Annotated in this window: 20 protein-coding genes and 1 riboswitch; of the genes, 4 read left to right on the forward strand and 16 right to left on the reverse strand. The window is 70.0% G+C overall.

Features of this window, described 5'->3' with window-relative positions; genetic code table 11:
- Positions 1 to 10: 10 nt before the first annotated feature.
- From B7438_RS05350 to B7438_RS05375, 6 genes are all read right to left on the reverse strand, one after another.
- On the reverse strand, positions 11 to 277 hold the full coding sequence (locus tag B7438_RS05350) for a hypothetical protein (RefSeq protein ID WP_085368518.1): 267 nt from the start codon (positions 275 to 277) through the stop codon (positions 11 to 13).
- Positions 274 to 900, reverse strand: coding sequence for an ATP-binding protein (locus B7438_RS05355; RefSeq protein ID WP_085368519.1), 627 nt, complete (start codon positions 898 to 900; stop codon positions 274 to 276). Before B7438_RS05355 ends, B7438_RS05350 begins: the two co-directional genes overlap by 4 nt.
- Positions 884 to 1,663 carry an energy-coupling factor transporter transmembrane protein EcfT gene (locus tag B7438_RS05360; protein ID WP_085368520.1) on the reverse strand — a complete coding sequence of 260 codons (780 nt, stop codon included), beginning with the start codon at positions 1,661 to 1,663 and terminating at the stop codon, positions 884 to 886. The genes B7438_RS05355 and B7438_RS05360 overlap by 17 nt, the downstream gene beginning before the upstream one ends.
- The gene (locus B7438_RS05365) at positions 1,660 to 3,207 is read right to left on the reverse strand and encodes an ABC transporter ATP-binding protein (RefSeq protein ID WP_373270188.1); all 1,548 of its coding nucleotides are present in this window, start codon (positions 3,205 to 3,207) and stop codon (positions 1,660 to 1,662) included. The genes B7438_RS05360 and B7438_RS05365 overlap by 4 nt, the downstream gene beginning before the upstream one ends.
- Before the next feature lie 2 nt (positions 3,208 to 3,209).
- Complete coding sequence (locus B7438_RS20795; protein WP_085368521.1) at positions 3,210 to 3,836, reverse strand: ECF transporter S component; 627 nt, start codon at positions 3,834 to 3,836, stop codon at positions 3,210 to 3,212.
- 33 nt (positions 3,837 to 3,869) lie between these two features.
- A riboswitch (TPP riboswitch) is annotated at positions 3,870 to 3,970 on the reverse strand.
- A 12-nt stretch (positions 3,971 to 3,982) separates the two neighbouring features.
- A complete protein-coding gene (locus B7438_RS05375; RefSeq protein ID WP_085368522.1) occupies positions 3,983 to 4,318 on the reverse strand; it encodes a GerW family sporulation protein in 336 nt (111 codons plus the stop codon).
- Positions 4,319 to 4,428: 110 nt separating this feature from the next.
- Between B7438_RS05375 and B7438_RS05380 the strand changes: the two genes are divergently transcribed.
- Positions 4,429 to 5,340 (forward strand): endonuclease/exonuclease/phosphatase family protein, encoded by a 912-nt coding sequence (locus B7438_RS05380; protein WP_168689308.1) that lies wholly within the window; start codon positions 4,429 to 4,431, stop codon positions 5,338 to 5,340.
- Positions 5,341 to 5,372: 32 nt separating this feature from the next.
- On the opposite strand, the gene dinB is transcribed toward B7438_RS05380, so the two are convergent.
- A complete protein-coding gene (dinB, locus tag B7438_RS05385; protein ID WP_373270189.1) occupies positions 5,373 to 6,641 on the reverse strand; it encodes a DNA polymerase IV in 1,269 nt (422 codons plus the stop codon).
- A gap of 52 nt (positions 6,642 to 6,693) precedes the next feature.
- On the opposite strand from dinB, the gene B7438_RS05390 reads away from it, so the two are divergent.
- Positions 6,694 to 7,698, forward strand: coding sequence for an aldo/keto reductase family protein (locus B7438_RS05390; protein ID WP_085368524.1), 1,005 nt, complete (start codon positions 6,694 to 6,696; stop codon positions 7,696 to 7,698).
- Between the two features lie 11 nt (positions 7,699 to 7,709).
- On the opposite strand, the gene B7438_RS05395 is transcribed toward B7438_RS05390, so the two are convergent.
- From B7438_RS05395 to B7438_RS05425, 7 genes are all read right to left on the reverse strand, one after another.
- Complete coding sequence (locus tag B7438_RS05395) at positions 7,710 to 8,357, reverse strand: hypothetical protein (RefSeq protein WP_085368525.1); 648 nt, start codon at positions 8,355 to 8,357, stop codon at positions 7,710 to 7,712.
- 108 nt (positions 8,358 to 8,465) lie between these two features.
- Positions 8,466 to 10,151: an MDR family MFS transporter gene (locus B7438_RS05400; protein ID WP_085368526.1), complete on the reverse strand. Its 1,686-nt coding sequence runs from the start codon at positions 10,149 to 10,151 to the stop codon at positions 8,466 to 8,468.
- Positions 10,148 to 10,780 carry a TetR/AcrR family transcriptional regulator gene (locus B7438_RS05405; RefSeq protein WP_085368527.1) on the reverse strand — a complete coding sequence of 211 codons (633 nt, stop codon included), beginning with the start codon at positions 10,778 to 10,780 and terminating at the stop codon, positions 10,148 to 10,150. Before B7438_RS05405 ends, B7438_RS05400 begins: the two co-directional genes overlap by 4 nt.
- A 73-nt stretch (positions 10,781 to 10,853) precedes the next feature.
- On the reverse strand, positions 10,854 to 11,390 hold the full coding sequence (locus B7438_RS05410; RefSeq protein WP_085368528.1) for a DUF1697 domain-containing protein: 537 nt from the start codon (positions 11,388 to 11,390) through the stop codon (positions 10,854 to 10,856).
- A 10-nt stretch (positions 11,391 to 11,400) separates the two neighbouring features.
- Complete coding sequence (locus B7438_RS05415; RefSeq protein WP_247597377.1) at positions 11,401 to 11,694, reverse strand: hypothetical protein; 294 nt, start codon at positions 11,692 to 11,694, stop codon at positions 11,401 to 11,403.
- A gap of 36 nt (positions 11,695 to 11,730) precedes the next feature.
- Positions 11,731 to 12,513, reverse strand: coding sequence for a YidC/Oxa1 family membrane protein insertase (locus B7438_RS05420; protein WP_085368529.1), 783 nt, complete (start codon positions 12,511 to 12,513; stop codon positions 11,731 to 11,733).
- A 112-nt stretch (positions 12,514 to 12,625) separates the two neighbouring features.
- On the reverse strand, positions 12,626 to 12,931 hold the full coding sequence (locus tag B7438_RS05425) for a DUF6412 domain-containing protein (protein ID WP_085368530.1): 306 nt from the start codon (positions 12,929 to 12,931) through the stop codon (positions 12,626 to 12,628).
- A gap of 85 nt (positions 12,932 to 13,016) precedes the next feature.
- On the opposite strand from B7438_RS05425, the gene B7438_RS05430 reads away from it, so the two are divergent.
- Together B7438_RS05430 and B7438_RS05435 are read left to right on the forward strand one after the other, a co-directional pair.
- Positions 13,017 to 13,682: an SDR family oxidoreductase gene (locus B7438_RS05430; RefSeq protein WP_085368531.1), complete on the forward strand. Its 666-nt coding sequence runs from the start codon at positions 13,017 to 13,019 to the stop codon at positions 13,680 to 13,682.
- 10 nt (positions 13,683 to 13,692) lie between these two features.
- Positions 13,693 to 15,471 (forward strand): long-chain-fatty-acid--CoA ligase, encoded by a 1,779-nt coding sequence (locus B7438_RS05435; protein WP_143465635.1) that lies wholly within the window; start codon positions 13,693 to 13,695, stop codon positions 15,469 to 15,471.
- A 13-nt stretch (positions 15,472 to 15,484) separates the two neighbouring features.
- Here the strand turns inward: B7438_RS05435 and B7438_RS05440 are convergent, their stop codons facing one another.
- Positions 15,485 to 15,916 (reverse strand): PaaI family thioesterase, encoded by a 432-nt coding sequence (locus tag B7438_RS05440; protein ID WP_085368614.1) that lies wholly within the window; start codon positions 15,914 to 15,916, stop codon positions 15,485 to 15,487.
- A gap of 57 nt (positions 15,917 to 15,973) precedes the next feature.
- On the reverse strand, positions 15,974 to 17,722 hold the full coding sequence (locus tag B7438_RS05445) for an APC family permease (protein ID WP_085368533.1): 1,749 nt from the start codon (positions 17,720 to 17,722) through the stop codon (positions 15,974 to 15,976).
- Positions 17,723 to 17,739: the final 17 nt, after the last annotated feature.

The raw sequence follows: 17,739 nt of genomic DNA on the forward strand, positions 1-17,739 counted from the left end.
AGCTGCCCGCCTAGAGGGACTCTTCCTCTTTCTCGGTCTCGACGGGGTCGCTGTCCGGGGCGTCGAACGAGTACGACACGTACTTCTCGCCGTTGACGGTGCGCTCGGCACCCGCCACGTACCAGAACAGCGACTCGAGACCCTCGATGGCCGCCACGGCGCCGATGCGCTCGTCCACTTTGCCGTCGATCAGGAGGCGTCGCTCGGTCGTTCCGGCCAGGGGGCCGTCGACGTATTCGACGATGTACTCGGTCTCAGTCTGTTCTGCTGCGGTCATGCCTCAACGTTAGTCCTCTGCGCTGCCTGCCGGGCTGCGGCCAGCGGCCAGTCGGTCACGTCGAGCACGAGCGAGGCGTTCTCCCTCGGGCGTTCGCGCGCGAGGTAGCGCTCGAAGTCGTGCTGCCACTGGTCCCAGTGGGTGGCGAAGGAGAGTCCGTCGCGGGCGAGCGCGCGCTCCTTTCGCAGGGCGTCGTCCGCGTCGAGCCAGAGCGCGAGGTCGGCGAGCCGCGCGTTCGCACGAGCGAGCGTCCCGCATCCCTCGACGATCAGGGGCGCGTCGCCGTCGACGGTGTGCCACTCGGCGGGGGCGTCGGCCGCCCAGTCCCAGCGTCGCCACCGTCCTGCCCCGGATGCGCGGAGCGGCGCGAGCAGGTCCGTCCCGACCGCCTCGCTCGCCGCATCCAGGCCGCCCCAGCCCGGGTACAGGTCGTCCATCCGCACCAGCCGTGGGGCGACGTCGCCCGGCCAGTCCGCCAGCAGCAGGTCGGCGAGGGAGCTCTTCCCCGCCCCGCTCGGCCCGTCGATGAGCACGACCGGCGCCGCCCGGCGCACGGTCGCATCCCGGATCGCTCGCTGCAGCGCATCCCGCAGCCGCAGCTCGGCGTCACGCGCCGAGGACATGCCACGTCCCCGCTGCGATGGCGGCGCCGGCCGCGGTGATCGCGACGGCTGCGGCGACGGAGAGCGCCACCCAGTCCCGCCCGCGGAACACGCTCTGCCGCGCCCAGGTGCGCACGGTCGACGCCCCGAAGCCGCGCGCCTCCATCGCCGTCGCGAGCTTGGTGCCCCGGCGGATCGACAGCACGAACAGGGCGAACGCCTGGCCGAGCATCCGGCGGAGCGCTCCGGACTCCGAGATGCCGCGGGCGCGCCTGGCGAGGCTGAGCGCGCGCCAGTCGTCGACGAACAACCCGACCAGCCGCAGCCCGGCCAGGCCGCCGAGCACGAACCGCGCAGGAAGGTGAAGCACCTGTGCCAGGCCGTCGGCCAGGTCGGTCGGGTCGATGGTGATGAAAAGCAGCACGGCGGGGAGGCCGATCGCGAGGATGCGCAGGGTGGTCGCGACCGCCAGCTGGATGGAGCCGTCGCTGATCTCCACGAACATCCACTGCACGTAGACGACGCCGCTGGTGCGGCCGTAGAGCAGCGTGGTGATCCCGGCGAGCGGCGCGGCGATCCAGACCGGAGCCGTGCGCAGCGCGAGCACCCGGAACGGGATGCGCGAGAAGCACAGCAGCACCAGCTCGAGGCCGAGCGCGACTGCGGCGGAGACGATGTCGATGGACAGCAGCAGCACCACCGTGACGATGAGGGCCGCGCCCAGCTTGGCGACCGGGTTGACGGCGCCGAGCGGTCCCTGGCGCACCGGGGCGATGATGCTCACGCGCGCACCTCCGTTCCGGCGCCGAGCGCGAGCCTGGTCGCGCCGATGGCGGTCACGAACTCGTCGTCGTGGGTCGCGGCGACGATGGCGTGCCCGTCGGCGCGCAGCTCGGCGATCATCGCGACCAGGCCGGCCCAGGTGTTGGCGTCCTGGCCGAACGTCGGCTCGTCGAGCACGAGAACGGTGGGCCGGGTGGCGAGCGCCGTCGCCACCGAGAGGCGGCGCTTCTGGCCGCCAGAGAGCGTGAACGGGTTCGCGTCGGCGAACGGTGCGAGCGAGAGCCGGTCGAGCAGCTCGTCGACCCGCGCGGTCACCGCGCTCTCCGGCTCGCGCAGGACGCGCGGCCCGATGGCGAGCTCGTCCCGGACCGTGGAGGCGACGAACTGGTGCTCCGGATTCTGGAACACGCTGCCGATGCGGGTGAGCAGGTCGCGCGAGCGCCACGCGGAGGGCTCGTGCCCGGCCTGACCGGCGAGGGCCGCCTCTGCGCGCAGTACCCCGCCGAGCGGAGGGAGCAGGCCGCCGAGGGTGAGCGCCAGGGTCGACTTGCCCGCGCCGTTCCTGCCGACCAGGGCGAGCGCCGAGCCCTCGGCGATGCGCGCATCCACCCGGTCGGGCAGCGCTGCGGCAGCGAGCTCGGCCGTCCTGTCCGCGTGGCCGCGCCTCCCCCGCCGGGCGCGACGGGCGACGGCAGGACCGCGGCCGAACGCCAGCGCGTCGGCGGTCAGCAGCGGTGCGCCGGTGACGACCTCCCTGGCGACGGGCACCGGTTCGTCGGGCAGCCAGACGCCTGCCGTCCTCAGCTCGTTCGAGGTGTCGGCGAGCACGGCATCCGGATGTCCGTCGGCGAGCACACCGCCGTCGGAGGCGAGCACGATCACCCTGTCCACGATGCCGCGCCAGACGGCCACGCGGTGCTCGACCACGATCAGCGTCGCCCCGGTGGCCTCGAGCACGGACTCGACAGCCTCACGCACCTCGATCACGCCGTCCGGGTCGAGGTTCGCCGTCGGCTCGTCGAGCAGCAGCAGTCCCGGCCGCATCGCCAGCAGCCCGGCGAGGGCGAGCCGCTGCTTCTGACCGCCGGAGAGCTCCGCGGTGGGGTGGTCGAGCGGCACCCGGAGCCGCACCGCGTCGAGCGCATCCCGCACCCTCGGCCAGATCTGCTCGCGCGGCACGCCGAGGTTCTCGCAGGCGAAGGCCACGTCGTCTCCGACGCGCGCGAGGATGACCTGCGAGTCCGGGTCCTGCAGCAGCAGCCCGCTCGCCCCACGCGCATCGGCCGGGCGCCGTCCCCCGACGGTGACGGACCCGACGGTCTCCCCGTCGTCGTCCCCGCCGAGCACCCCGGCGAGGCCGGCGAGCACGGTCGACTTGCCCGCCCCGGATGCGCCGAGCAGCAGCACCCGCTCCCCCGGCTGGATGCTCAGGCTCAGTCCGCTGACCGCCCACGCGTTGCGCCCGGCATAGCGCCAGCCCCAGTCGTCGACCCGAACGGCGACCGGGGCTGACGGTCCGCGCAGACCATCCGCACTGCCTGCGATGATCAGACCCTGCCTGTCGCCTCGCGACCGGATGCGAACCTGCTGAGCGCGCCGGTCTTCGCCAGCGCGCGCACGAGCAGCCAGGAGAGCAGCCCGGCCACGACGATGCCGGAGATGGTCGTGGTGATCGTGTACGTCACGACGAAGCCGAGCTTGGAGCCCGGGTACCAGTAGAGGAGATCCAGGATCGACTCGGCGATGCCCGCTCCTGCGCCCGCGAGCAGCGCGACGGGCAGCCGCCAGTTTGCGTAGAGGAACAGGGCGAAGACGATCTCGACGCCGAGGCCCTGCACCAGCCCGGAGATGAGCGTCGCGAAGCCCCACTGCGTTCCGATCAGCGCCGAGACGGTCGCGGCGACCAGCTCGGTGTAGATCGCAGCACCCGGCTTGCGGATGATCAGCGCACCGAGCACGCCCGCGAACAGCCACGGCCCGTTCAGGATGCCCTGGAAGCCCGGGAGCACAGCGCTCACCGGACCGGAGATGGGATTGTCGAGCTGGCCCCAGACCCAGAAGACGACGCCGGAGGCGACGGCGACCACGCTGGCGACGACGATGTCGACGACCCGCCATTTCAGGACGCGCGTGCTGCGATCGGCTGTGGTGCTCGGAGAGAGTGTTGCGTGCACTGTTCGTGCCCTTTCGTTCGTGGAAAGAGGGCACGGGATTCGAGAATGTCTCCCTGCGCTGGCATGATCCAGATCAGGTTCAACGGTCGAAACTTGAGAAGTTTCCTCTCAGCCCGGCTCACCGGACTCCCGTGTTCGCGTTCAGTCTACTTCTTCAACGCCCGGATGATGCGTGCCCAGGCGTGGCCGGCCACCCAGACGAACGGGATGGCGACCGCGAGCAGCGTGATGATGTTCGGACGGAAGTGCACACCGGTCTCGTCGTTGATGTACGCGCCGAACGGGATGCTCACGCCTCCACCGCCCGCTCCACCGGGGGCGTCGGCGTCCTCGCCCTCCCCGGCCGAGCCTGCGCCGAAGCCGTACTGCACGGCCGCGACAGGGACGATGGTGGTCCCGTCGATCTCCACGGGCTCGCCGTAGACCGACTTGATGCCGTTTGAGCTGATCGTTTCCGCGAGCTTCAGGGAGATGTTGGTCATGCAGCAACCGTACCCTCCCGCTCCCAGGCTCACCAGGGCAGTGCTCAGCCTCTGTCCAGCGTTTGCGGCGGGTTCTCAGCGGTGCACCGTGAATAATCGTGCGAGTGTCGATGATCCGTTCCAGCCGTGGCCCGCGCGGCATCGTCACAGGCCTGCTCGCCCTCATGGTGGGCGCCCTGCTGCTCTGGCACGGTCTGCTGCCGAACATCGTGGGGTCCGCGTCGCTGATCGAGACCTTCCTGCCGTGGCTCGGCGGGGTCATCCTGCTGCTCGGCATCGCCTCTCTGCTGCGGCTGTCCCTGTTCGGCGGGCTCTGCGTCGCGGCGGCCGCCGCGGTCTGGGGCAGCATGTTCCTGCCGACCATCCTGCCCGGGATGCACGCGGGAGCGCCGTCGCTGACTGTCGCGAGCGAGAACATCCACGCCCAGAACACTGCGGCGGGCGCGATCGCGAAAGACCTCGCCGACCGCGCGCCGGACGTGATCGCCCTGCAGGAACTCGACGCCACCTCGCGGGAGACGGTCGCGGGCGTCCTCGCCCCCGGCTACCCGCACAGTGCCGTCGTCGGCACGGTCGGCGTCTGGAGCAAGTACCCGATCAGCGACGAGCAGCGGCTCGACCTCGGCCTCGGCTGGGACAGGGCGGTGCGGGTCGACCTGGCGACGCCGGGAACGCCGACGCGCGTCTACGCGGTGCACATCGCGTCCGTCCGGCCCGGCGCATACCAGTCGCGCGACACGATGCTGTCGCAGCTGGCGGAGACGGTCGCCGCAGACGACGCGGCGAAGCTGATCGTGGTCGGCGACTTCAACACGGCGAGCACCGACCGCAAGTTCCAGCCGCTGCTGTCCACGCTTACCGAGGCGCCGGACAGCACGCTCGGCTTCGGCTTCACCTGGCCGGCCGAGTTCCCGGTCGCCCGGCTCGATCACGCGCTGGTGCGCGGCATGACGAACGTGTCGAGCGACGTGCTGCCGGACAACGGCAGCGACCACCGCGGCATCATCGTCGGGCTGCGCTGACCGGTCACGCGCTCAGCCTGCTGCGCTGACGCTCAGTCGCTGAGCCAGCGCGGGTTGCGGCCGTCGTCGGCCGCCGCGTCGGCGTCCGGCTGGCGTTTAACCAGGGAGGCCGGCCCGATCATCCCGCGCCCGAACCGTGCGCTGACCGCGTCGAGCGTTCGCTCGGTCTCGCGCCACTCGTCGTCCGGATCCCAGAGCGCCAGGCTGTCGCCTCCGCCGTCGAGCAGCTGCTCGGCGCGCACGCCGATGAGGCGGATCGGGGTGCGGCCGAGGTCGAGCCCTTCGTAGACCTGCCACGCCTCCTCGAAGATGCGCCTGCCGACGTTGGTCGGCTCGCCGAGGGTGCGCGAGCGCGTCACGGTGCGGAAGTCGGAGAACCGCAGCTTGAGGGCGACGGTGCGCCCGACGAACCCGTGCTTGCGCAGCCGCTCCCCCACCTGGTTGGACAGCCGCAGCAGCTCGCGGCGCAGCAGGTCCTGATCGGAGACGTCGGTCTCGAACGTCATCTCGTGCCCGACGCTCTTCTCGCGGGTCTCCGTGACCACAGAGCGGGGATCCCTGCCGTTCGCGAGCTCGTGCAGCTTGCGTCCGGAGGCGTCGCCCACCGCCTTCTGCAGCACGTGCAGCGGTGCGTCGGCGAGGTCGGCGACCGTGCGCATCCCGAGTCGATCGAGCGCCTGCTGGGTGCTGGCGCCCACGCCCCAGAGCGCCCCGACCGGCAGCGGGCGCAGGTAGGAGATGATCGCGGACTCCGGGATGACCAGCACGCCGTCCGGCTTGGCCCGGCCGGAGGCCAGCTTGGCCATGAACTTGGTGGGCGCTGCGCCGACCGAGCAGGTGAGGCCGGTCTCGGAGTACACACGCGCCCTGATCAGCTCGGCGATACGGCGCGGAGACCCGAGCAGCCGCCTGGCGCCCGCGACATCCAGGAACGCCTCGTCGATGCTCAGCGCCTCCACCAGCGGGGTGACCTCGGAGAAGATCGCCATGACCTTCTCCGAATACTCCTTGTACTTGTGCATGTGCGGCGGCAGGATGATCGCCTGCGGGCAGAGCCGGAGCGCCTGGGAGACGGGCATCGCGGAGCGCACCCCGAACTTGCGCGCCTCGTACGTCGCGCTGGTCACGACCGAGCGCGGGCCCGGGTGACCGACGATGGCGGGCTTGCCGCGCGCATCCGGTCGGTCGAGCAGTTCGACGGAGGCGAAGAACGCGTCCATGTCGACGTGCAGGATGGTGGCGGACGAGTCGTCGATCGGCTCGGTGGTCACCCGCCTGTCGTTGCCGTCCGCTCGTCCCACCAGACAAGCTTGCCACGTGCCGCCGACGGTGTCGTCGGGTAGCGTGAGCATCATGGAATTCAGGTACCTCGGCAACAGCGGACTCAAGATCTCCGAGATCATCTACGGCAACTGGCTCACCCACGGCTCCCAGGTGGAGAACGACATCGCGACGCAGAGCGTCCGTGCTGCACTGGATGCGGGCATCACCACCTTCGACACCGCGGACGCGTACGCGAACACGGCGGCGGAGAAGGTCCTCGGCGACGCGCTCAAGGCCGAGCGCCGCGCCTCCCTCGAGATCTTCACGAAGGTCTACTGGCCCACCGGCCCCAAGGGCCACAACGACGTCGGGCTCTCCCGCAAGCACATCTTCGAGTCGATCGACGGCTCCCTGGAGCGTCTCGGCACCGACTACGTCGACCTCTACCAGGCGCACCGGTACGACTACGAGACGCCGCTCGAGGAGACGATGCAGGCGTTCGCCGATGTCGTGCGCGCCGGAAAGGCGCTCTACATCGGCGTCTCCGAATGGAACGCGGAGCAGCTGCGCGCCGGTGCGGCGCTGGCGAAGGAGCTGAACTTCCAGCTGATCTCCAACCAGCCGCAGTACTCGATGCTGTGGCGGGTCATCGAGGGCAAGGTCGTCCCGGCCTCCGTCGAGCTCGGTATCTCGCAGATCGTCTGGTCGCCGGTGGCGCAGGGCGTGCTGACCGGCAAGTACCAGCCGGGTGAAGAGGTGCCGGAGGGCAGCCGCGCCGCGGACAGCAAGGGCGGCGCGAACGCGATCAAGTCGTTCATGAACGACGACGTGCTCACCGCCGTGCAGCGCCTCCGCCCGATCGCCGACGAGCTCGGCATCACGATGGCGCAGCTCGCCGTCGCCTGGGTGCTGCAGAACCCGAACGTGGCCGGAGCCATCGTCGGAGCATCCAAGCCGGAGCAGGTCGCCTCCAACGCCGCCGCAGCGGGCATCCGCCTCTCCGGCGACGTGCTCGCCCGCATCGACGAGGCGGTCGGCGACGTAGCCGTCACCGACCCGGCCGAGACCGTCTCCCCCGCTCAGCGCCCCGCCTGATCGGCGAGGAGCTAGACGAGGGCGGCGACGACGGGGGCGAACCAGGCGCGGAAGGCGTCGGAGTCGTCTCGGAGGGTCGTGCTGAGGATGACTGAGTGCGGGCCGACGATCCAGGCTCCGCGCTCCTCGAGCGGGAGCACGGAGAGATCCAGCCGGAAGTAGCCGGCCTGCCTCCGCAGCTCGTGCTCGCGGTCGCGCACCACATCCACGATGTCGGCTGCGCGCCTGGCGTGCGTCTGCGCGCTCGCCCTGGCGTACTCGTCGTGCCGCTCCGTCGCCCACAGCAGCGCCTCGTCGAAGTGCTCCAGGATGAGGTCCTGCAGCTCGATCGCCCTGTCGAACGCCGAGAAGTGAGGCGGCTGCAGCAGCGACCCCGCCGCCCTCCGCTCCCTGTCGACGGTGAGCTCGAACCACGCCAGCCACTGCTCGGCCAGCGGGCTGCCCTCCGCTCCGGGATGCGCTGGGCGCCGCCGGGCGGGAAGCACGGGGAGCGCTCCGGTCGCCGGATGCAGCACGGGAGCGACCGCCGGCGTCAGCCGCGGGATCACGGGGTCGCCGACCCCGTCGAGGTGTCCGAGGTCGCGGAGGGCGAGCGCCATCAGCAGGTCCCAGGGACAGTCCTCGGTGACCTGCCATCGAAGGGTGCCCTCGACGAACATGCCGTCATTGTAGGAGCGTCCGCCGCGCGGGGCCAGTGATTGCGGGTAAAGGGCACGGCCCGCCCTCCCGAAGCCGGGGAGGACGGGCCGTTCGGACGACGAGGCCGGTCAGCTCCTGAGGAGCGTTCCGTCCAGCTCGTCGTCCTCGGCGGGCTGCGCCGTGTCGGACGCAACCGCCTGCTGGGAGGCCGCTTCCGCATCCAGTGTCGGATGCGTCGAACCGTCGATCTCGGCGGTCGTCGCGACCACATCGCGCTCGATGGTGGTGGCCAGCGGCTTCTCCTTGACGAAGCAGAGCAGCACGACCGCGACGAGCAGCAGCGGGACCATGTAGAGGAACACCGGGGTGAGCGCATCGTTGTACGACCCGACGATCACGTCGCGGATCGGCGCAGGCAGGCTCTTGACGATCGCGGGGGTGAGCGAGTTGGTCCCGCCGCCCGCCGCCTGGCCTCCTGCCGGCATCCGCTCGGTGAGCAGTTCGGTGAGGCGCGACGCGAACAGGCTGCCGACGATCGCGGAGCCGAGCGAGGCTCCGATCTGACGGAAGTAGTTGTTCGCCGCCGTCGCCGTGCCGACCTGGGACACCGGGAACGCGTTCTGCGCGATGAGGATCAGGATCTGCATGCTCATCCCGAGCCCGATTCCCATGACGGCCAGGTAGCTGCAGAGCACCCACACCGGCAGGGTCGGGGTCATGGTCGACAGCAGCACCAGGGCGACGCCGACGATCACCGTTCCCGCGATCGGCAGCCACTTGTACCGTCCGGTCCTGCTGACCAGCTGGCCGGAGACGATCGAGGTGATGAGCAGCGCGGCCATCATCGGGATCATCAGGAAGCCGGCCTCGGTCGCGTTCGCCCCGGTGACCATCTGCAGGTAGGTGGGCAGGTAGGCGAGGGCGCCGAACATCGCGATGCCGATGATCAGGCCGGCGATCGTGGTCAGGTTGAAATTGCGGTCCTTGAACAGGGCCAGCGGCATGATCGGCTCCGCCGCCGCCTTCTCGACGAAGACGAAGGCGATGCCGGCCGCGACCGTTCCCACGATCAGCGAGACGATCACGGGCGAATCCCAGGCGTACGTCGTGCCGCCCCAGGTGGTCAGCAGCACCAGGCAGGTGGATGCGATGGCGAGCAGCCCCATCCCGGCCACGTCGATGCGCGGCTTGCCTGCGGTGTTCTTCGGCAGGCGGAGGAAGGCGACGGCGGACGCGATGGCCAGGATGCCGAGCGGGATGTTCATCCAGAACGCCCAGCGCCAGCCGATGCTCTCGGTGAACCAGCCGCCGAGCAGCGGGCCAGCGACGGATGAGAGGGCGAAGACGCCGCCCATGATGCCCATGTACTTGCCGCGCTCGCGGGCGGGGACGACGTCGGCGATGATCGCGTTGGAGAGGATCATCAGTCCGCCGCCACCGAGACCCTGCACGGCACGGCCGACGATCAGCCAGCCCATGTCGCCCGCCAGGCCGCCGACGACCGAGCCGGCCATGAACAGCCCGATGGCGATGATGAACAGGCCCTTGCGGCCCATCAGATCGCCGAGCTTGCCGTAGACCGGCATCATGATCGTGGACGCCAGGATGTACGCCGTGGTCACCCACAGCATGTGCTCGACGCCGTTCAGCTCGCCGACGATCGTCGGGAGGGCCGTGGAGAAGATCGTCTGGTCGAGGGATGCGAGGAGCATCGTGACCATGAGGCCGGCGAAGACGAGGAGGATCGCCTTCTTCTTCGGAGTCCCGTCGGGCATCGCGCCCGCGGTCTCCTGGTGGAGTGCTGTCTGACTCATGCGAGTGCCGTGATCACCTTTCCGGCGAGCTCGACGGCCCGCCTCTGAAGTTCTGCTGTGTCGCGCACGGAGCCGTCGGCGACCCACTCCTTGACGGCAGCGCGGATGGCGCCGCCGCAGAGCGGGAGGATCAGCTCGGCGAGCGAGTCGCGTTCGGCGTCCGGGAGGGCGGATAACGCAGGATCGTTCGTGAGGAAGAGGGAGACGCCCGCGACGAGCTGCTCCCCCATCCGTGTCATCTGGGCGAACTGCCGCCGGAGGAGTTCCGGATGCTCCTTGACGATCGCCATCCTCGCCTCGTGCAGCTCGGTGTCTCCGATCGCCGGGCCCATCACGTGCAGCAGCAGGCCGATGACCTGTTCGACGACCGGCAGCCCGGCGGTGGCCGCCCTGTGCTGGTCGAGGAAGGCGTCGTCGATGGGGAGGTCGCGCATCCCGAGGATGGCGTCCTCTTTGCTGTCGAAGTAGTTGAAGAAGGTGCGGGGCGAGACGGGCACACGGGCGCAGATCGCGTCGACCGTGGCGTTCTCGAGTCCGACCTCTGCCACCAGCAGCACGGTGGCGCGTTCGAGCTGCGCCCGTGTCTCCAGGCGTTTGCGCTCGCGCAGTCCGAGGGTTTCCGATATCACTCAACTATTATTGCACTCGCTGCAAGCTTTCTAAACTGAAAGAATGCAGTTCTGCACTATTCACGGAGAACGCTCAGCTTCGCGCATCCAGCTCCTCGATCAGGCGGAGCACGGTGCGCCAGTTGCGCCCGGTCGCCACCGGTCCGACCTCGCGCCAGAACGAGGGAGTGAGCTTCGACTTCGAGACGCCGAGCGGGCACCACTGGTACACGGCGCGTTCCCCGATGCTGACCACCTCCGGAGCGATCGCGTCCGCGTCCGGAACGCCGAGCGCGGACGGCACGGGGTGGTCGAGGAAGGTGACCATCAGCTTCGAGTGGTCGTCTCCGGCATCGAGCAGCGGGTTCGCCGCCGCGACGGTGCGGAACGCCTTCTCGGTCAGCAGGATCACCCGGGCGGAGACGCCGGAGCGCTTCTCGATGGCCCTCTCGACGGCCGCGGCCTGTGCGGCCGACGGGGCGGCTGCGGCGTCGAACACGACGTTCCCCGACTGCAGGAAGGTCGAGACGCGCTCGAACCCGGCCTCCGTGAACGCCGCGGCCAGGTCGCCCTTCGCCACCCGCGTGGATGCGCCGACGTTGATCCCGCGGACCAGCCCGACCCCGTGCATCCGGATGCCGCTAACCGTCGATCGGGTCTGCGGCCACCAGCAGCGCCTGTGCGATGGTCGCCTGCTCGTACGGGCCGCGGCCGTCGCGCCGCCGCTGCGGCTCGCTGAACGCGACCAGCCACGACGTCACGTCTCCGGCGGGCAGGTTGACGCTGCGCAGGCTCGCTGCACCCGGCGCGATGATGACCCCGGTGGGCTCCCCCACCCAGTCGTCACCGCTCTCCTCCTGCGGCTCGCGCACGTACACCTGCACGCCGACGCCGAACGCCGGGGCCGTCGAGGCGGCTGTCTTGCGGTTCTTCATGCTCCAAGCATCCCACCCGGCGGGCCGGCTGCCCGGTCAGCGGGCGGCGGACGGCTCGATCCGCCCATCCGGACGGTGCCGCTCCGGGTCGAGGAGACGACGCAACGTGAACCGCTCCGCGACGGTCCATGCCGTCGAGGTCAGGATGTAGACAGCGGCGGCGAGCGGCACGAACGCCGCGAACACCACGGTCACGTACGGCAGGAACGACAGCGCGCGCAGCAGGCCGCCGGAACCGGGCGTGGCGGCGCCCTCCGGCTGCGGGAGCGTGAGCACCCTCCTGGACACGGTGGTGACGATCGCGATCAGCCCGAGCACGACGAGGTAGACCAGCATCGCGGGCCACACCTCCGCTCCGGCACTGGTCAGGCCGACGAAACTCGTGCCGAGCGGCGCGCCGAAGACGTGCTCGCCGAGCAGCTCGTTGGCGTGACCGGAGATCGCCGGATGGGTGAAGACCGCGTAGACCAGCGAGATCACTGGGAGCTGCGCGAGCAGCGGGAGCATCCCCGCGAACGGAGAGACCTTCTCCGTCTGGTAGAGCTCCATCGTCTTCCTGGCGAGCAGCTCGCGGTCCTTGCCGTGCCTGCGTTGCAGCTCGGCGATGTGCGGCGCCAGACGGCGGCGGTTGTACTCGGCGCGCACCTGACTCATCCCGACCGGGATGAGGAGCGCGCGGACGATCACGGTGAGGGCGACGACGGCCAGCAGGCCGCTGAGAGCTCCTGCGACCGGCGCGAGAGCGCCGGACAGGCCGGTGACGAGAGCGTATGTCGCGTCGAGGACGGCCGCGATGGGGCCGAAGGAGAAGATGTCCACGAGAAGTTTCCCTGCTGTCGAACGGATGGGGGGGATTCCGTCTGACCGCGCTCGGCAGCTGAGGCTGCCGGCAGGGCTGCGCCGCCCATCGGGGTGGCGGGAGGTTCTCCTGCTACGCGGTCCGCAGGGCGAGACCGGGCGCTCGCGGGCGCGGGCGGCCGTCGGCATCCGGATCGGACTGGCGGAGCATGGCGCTCTTGTCCGCCGGTTCGATGGGCCGTTCGAGCCGGGCCCGGATGCGCAGCGACGCCGCCAGTGCTGCCACCGACGTGAGCCCGGCGGCCGCGACGACCGCGACGAGTCCGATCGCGCCGGCCATACCGGCGAGAGCGATGATGCTGGCCGGTGTGGATGCGGCGAGCACGCCGTCGAGCGACGCGGCGAAGACCCGCCCCAGCAGCTCGAAGAACGTCAGCATGGGATGACGCTAACAAATTCACGGCCGATTCGCTGGAGGTGTTCGCCGTGGGCGCATCCACCCCCGAGGGGTCCATGATGGAAGCATGACTCGTGTTGTGATCGTCGGTGCCCACGGAAAAGTCGCCCAGCAGCTGATGCGGGTGCTCTATGACAACGGTGACGACTTCGTCGGCATCGTCCGGAATGAGGAGCACGCGGACGACGTCTATCGCCTGGGCGGAGAGGGCGTGCTGCTCGACATCGAGAAGGCGACGCCCGAGCAGCTCTCCACGGCGTTCGCCGGGTCGGACGCCGTGGTGTTCGCCGCCGGTGCCGGCGCCGGCTCCGGCATCGAGCGCAAGCGGACGGTCGACTACGAAGGCTCCGTGAAGTCGATGCAGGGCGCCGTGCTCGCGGGCATCCGCCGCTTCGTGCAGGTCTCCGCCTGGGGCGTCGACGCGCCGCTGCCGGACGACACCGAGCCGGTCTGGCGCGCATACGTCGAGGCGAAGCGGGATGCGGACGCCGTGCTCCGCGAATCCGGGCTCGACTGGACCATCCTGCGTCCGGGCGGTCTCACCACCGAGGAGGGCACGGGGCTCGTGACCATCGGGGACAGCGTCGAGCGGGGCAGCATCCCGCGCGAGGACGTCGCCCGCCTGATCAGCGCCTGCATCGATGAGCCGGGCACCATCGGGCACGTCTGGGAGGCCGTCTCCGGCAGCACGCCGATCGACGACGCGGTGCGCGCGCTGGTCGCCTCCGCGTAGGCTTGCCAGCGTGAGCCAGACACCGGACGGCGCAGACGCCGCAGCCACCTCCGACGCCACCACTTCCGCTCCAGGCACCGACGCCACGGGCACCGCTCCCGGCGACTACGCCGCGCGCCCGTGGCTCGCGAGCTATGCGCCGAACGTGCCGGACGACGTCGACCTGCCCGACGGCTCTCTCGCGCACCTGATCGACGAATCCGTCGCCCGCTACCCGCGCAACGTCGCCCTCGAGTTCTTCGGGGCGACCACCACGTACGCGGAGCTGGGCGACCAGATCGCCCGTGCCGCCGAGGGGCTGCGCAAGCGCGGCGTGCGCAAGGGAGACAGGGTCGCGCTCGTGCTCCCCAACTGCCCGCAGCACGTGGTCGCCTTCTACGCCGCTCTGCGTCTCGGCGCCGTGGTGATCGAGCACAACCCGCTCTACACGCCGCGCGAGCTGCGGCACCAGTTCGAGGACCACGGTGCGACCGTCGCCATCGTCTGGGACAAGGTCGCGAAGACCGTTCAGGAGCTCCCGGCCGACCTCGGAGTGACCACGGTCGTCTCGATCGACATCACCAGGGCGATGCCGGCGACCAAGCGCGCCGCCCTGCGGCTGCCGGTCCGTGCAGCACGTCAGGCCAGAGAGCAGCTCACCGCGAAGGTCAGCGGCACGGTCACCTGGGAGACCCTGATCGGCGGCCGCAGGCTGAAGGCCTCGTATCCGCGGCCCGAGCGCGACGACCTGGCGCTCATCCAGTACACCAGCGGCACCACCGGCCTGCCCAAGGGCGTCATGCTCAGCCACCTCAACCTCACGGTGAACGCCGCGCAGGCCCGGGCGTGGGTGCCCACCATCGAGCGGGGCACCTCGGTGGTGTACGCCGTGCTCCCCCTCTTCCACGCCTACGGGCTGACGCTCTGCCTCACCTTCGCGATGAGCATGGGGTCGCGCCTGGTGCTGTTCCCGAAGTTCGATCCCGACCTGGTGCTGGATGTGGTCAAGAAGCGCCCGGCGACCTTCCTGCCGGCGGTCCCTCCGATCTACGACCGCCTCGTCGCGGCCGCGGAGAAGCGGAAGGTGTCGCTGTCCGGCATCGAGATCGCCATCTCCGGGGCGATGAGCCTGCCGGAGAGCATCGTTCGGCTCTGGGAGAGCAAGACCGGCGGCTATCTGGTCGAGGGCTACGGACTGTCCGAGTGCTCCCCCGTGCTGATGGCCAACCCGGTCGGCACCACGCGCAGGGACGGCACCGTCGGCCTCGCGCTCCCGAGCACGCGGCTGCGCGTCGTCGACCCGGACGATCCGTCGCAGGACCGCCCGTTCGGCGAGGAGGGCGAGCTGCTCGCCAAAGGCCCGCAGGTGTTCTCCGGATACTGGCACAAGGCCGACGAGACGGCGAAGGTGTTCACCGACGACGGCTGGTTCCGCACCGGTGACATCGTGACGATGGATGCGGACGGCTTCGTGCGCATCGTCGACCGCATCAAGGAGCTCATCGTCACCGGCGGATTCAACGTCTCGCCGACGGAGGTCGAGGACGCGCTGCGCGACTTCGAGGGCGTCGCGGACGTGGCCGTGGTCGGCGTCCCGCAGGAGCGCGGGGGCGAAGACGTGGTCGCCGCCGTCGTGATGAAGCCGGGTGCCTCGTTCGACGAGGCCGCGATCCGGGCGTTCGCCAGGGACACGCTGACGCCGTACAAGGTGCCGAGGCACGTCACCCAGGTGGAGGATCTGCCGCGCTCCATCGTGGGCAAGGTGATCAGGCGCAAGGTGCGCGACCAGCTGCTCGCGGCGAAGGACTGACCGGCCCGGACCGCTAGAGCGGGAACACGAGCAGCGAGCCCGTCGCCGTCGCGACCGCCTTGCCGGAGGCGTCCGTCACCACCCCGTCGGCGAACGCGACCCTGCTGCCCGGCTTCGTGACGTGTGCCACGCAGGTCAGCGGACCGGCGCCCGCGTAGACAGGGCGCAGGTAGTTCACCTTGATCTCGATGGACGTGTATCCCTGACCCTGCGGCAGCGTCGTCTGCACCGCGCATCCGAGGGCCGAGTCGAGCAGCGTGCAGACCAGCCCGCCGTGCACGGTGCCGATCGGGTTGTAGTGCGACTCGTCCGGTTCGCAGACGAACGTCGCCGTGCCCGGCCCGACGTCGGTGAGCCGCATGCTCATCAGGTTGGTGATCGGCGGGGGCGGAAGCTCCCCGTCGAGCATCGACCGGAGATAGTCGAGGCCGCTCATGGTGGGCATGACGGCCACTCCCGGTGCCGGGTCCTCCCATTCGACGACGCGCTGTCGTTCGCTCACTCACTCGTCCTTTCGCGGCAAGGCGGGATCGTCCGGCGGTAGCTCGGACGGTTCCTTCACCGGCTCCAGCGTCTCGGCATTGATGGGGGTCTGTCCAGGGGGAAGGTTGGAGAAGTCCGGCGCGATGATCGTGGGCGGGATGCCGGAGTCCGGCAGCCCGAACGCCGGGACGACGCCCTCCGGCGACAGCACCAGGTCGTCGGAGCGCCGTGGGAGGGTCCTGCCGCGGAAGTAGTCCGGCCGCCGCCACCACCAGATCGCCATCAGCACGAGGCCGATCAGCAGACCGCCGACACCGACCACGGCCTCGGCGCCGATGCCGAAGATGGTCACGTTCTTGCCGTTGTCGTCCACCAGCCAGTCCACGGCGGCGAAGTTGATCAGCCCGTAGATGAAGACGTAGGTGAGCATCAGCCCGCCGACCAGCGGGAACAGCCCGCGCAGGATGATGCTGCGGAAGCTGTGGAACAGCGTCTTGCGGTAGTACCAGACGCAGGCATACCCGGTGAGTCCGTAGTAGAACGCGATCATCAGGCCGATCGACCCGATCAGCGCCAGCAGCAGCGCCGGGCTGATGAAGGTGAAGATGAGGAAGAAGACCGCGGACACCAGCCCCATCCCGATCGTGGCCCAGGTCGGCGTGAGGAACCGGGGGTGGATGCGCGCGAACTGCTCGGGGATGGCCTTGTACGCCGCCATCGACAGGGCGGTGCGCGCCGTCGGCAGGATCGTGGTCTGGGTGGAGGCGGACGCCGAGGTCAGGATGGAGAAGCCGAGCAGCGCCATCAGGATCGCGCCGACCGGGCCAGGACCGAACAGCGTCGGCCCGATGGCCGAGAACACGTCGCCCGAGTTGGCCGGGTTCGCCAGCCCGATTCCCTTCTCCCCCACGCCCGCGAACGCGACCGTCGCGACTGTGACCACCGCGTACGTGGCGAGCAGCAGCAGCGTGCTGATCACGGCGGCGCGGCCGGGGGTCTTCCCCGGATCCTTCGTCTCCTCGTTCACCGAGACGGCCGTGTCCCAGCCCCAGTAGATGAAGATCGCGGTCAGCATGGCCGGTGCGATGGTCTTGCTGAAGTCGAGGGTGAACGGGTTGAACCAGTCCCACTGCGGGATGAGCGAGTACGGCTCCGCGTTGCCGGTGTAGACCTTCACGAGCGCGAACGCGGCGAAGAAGATCAGGATGACGACCTCGAACGAGAGCAGCACGTACTGCAGCCTGGCCGAGATCTCGATGCCGCGGTAACAGATCCAGGTCATGATCGCGATCCAGAGCAGTCCGGCGATCGTCGTCGCCACGGTGTTGGTCGCGAGGTCGGCGACGGCGGGCAGGCCGAAGCTGCCGACGAAGGTGAATGAGTACGACCCGGCGATCTGCGCCAGGTTGGACATCACGATCACGTCGGCGACGATGATGCCCCAGCCGCCCATCCACCCGGTCACAGGCCCGAACGCTCTGGTCGCCCAGGTGAACGTCGTTCCGCAGTCCGGCTCCGCCTTGTTGAGCTCCTGATACGCGACCGCGATCAGATACATCGGGATGAACGCGAGCAGCACGATGCCGGGCGCCTTCACCCCGGCGACGACTGTGCCGCCGACGACGATGAAGCCGAGGCTCGCCGCCAGGCTGTACGCGGGCGCGGTGGATGCCACCCCGACCACGACGCTGGAGACCAGGCCGAGGGCCCCGCCTTTCAGCCCCTTGGATTCCACATCCTCCGGTTTGGAGGGGACGGTCGCTGTCATTTCTGCGCCTCCACCGA

Source organism: Leifsonia sp. NCR5 (assembly GCF_002105485.1).
In the GTDB taxonomy this organism is placed as follows: Bacteria; Actinomycetota; Actinomycetes; order Actinomycetales; family Microbacteriaceae; genus Leifsonia.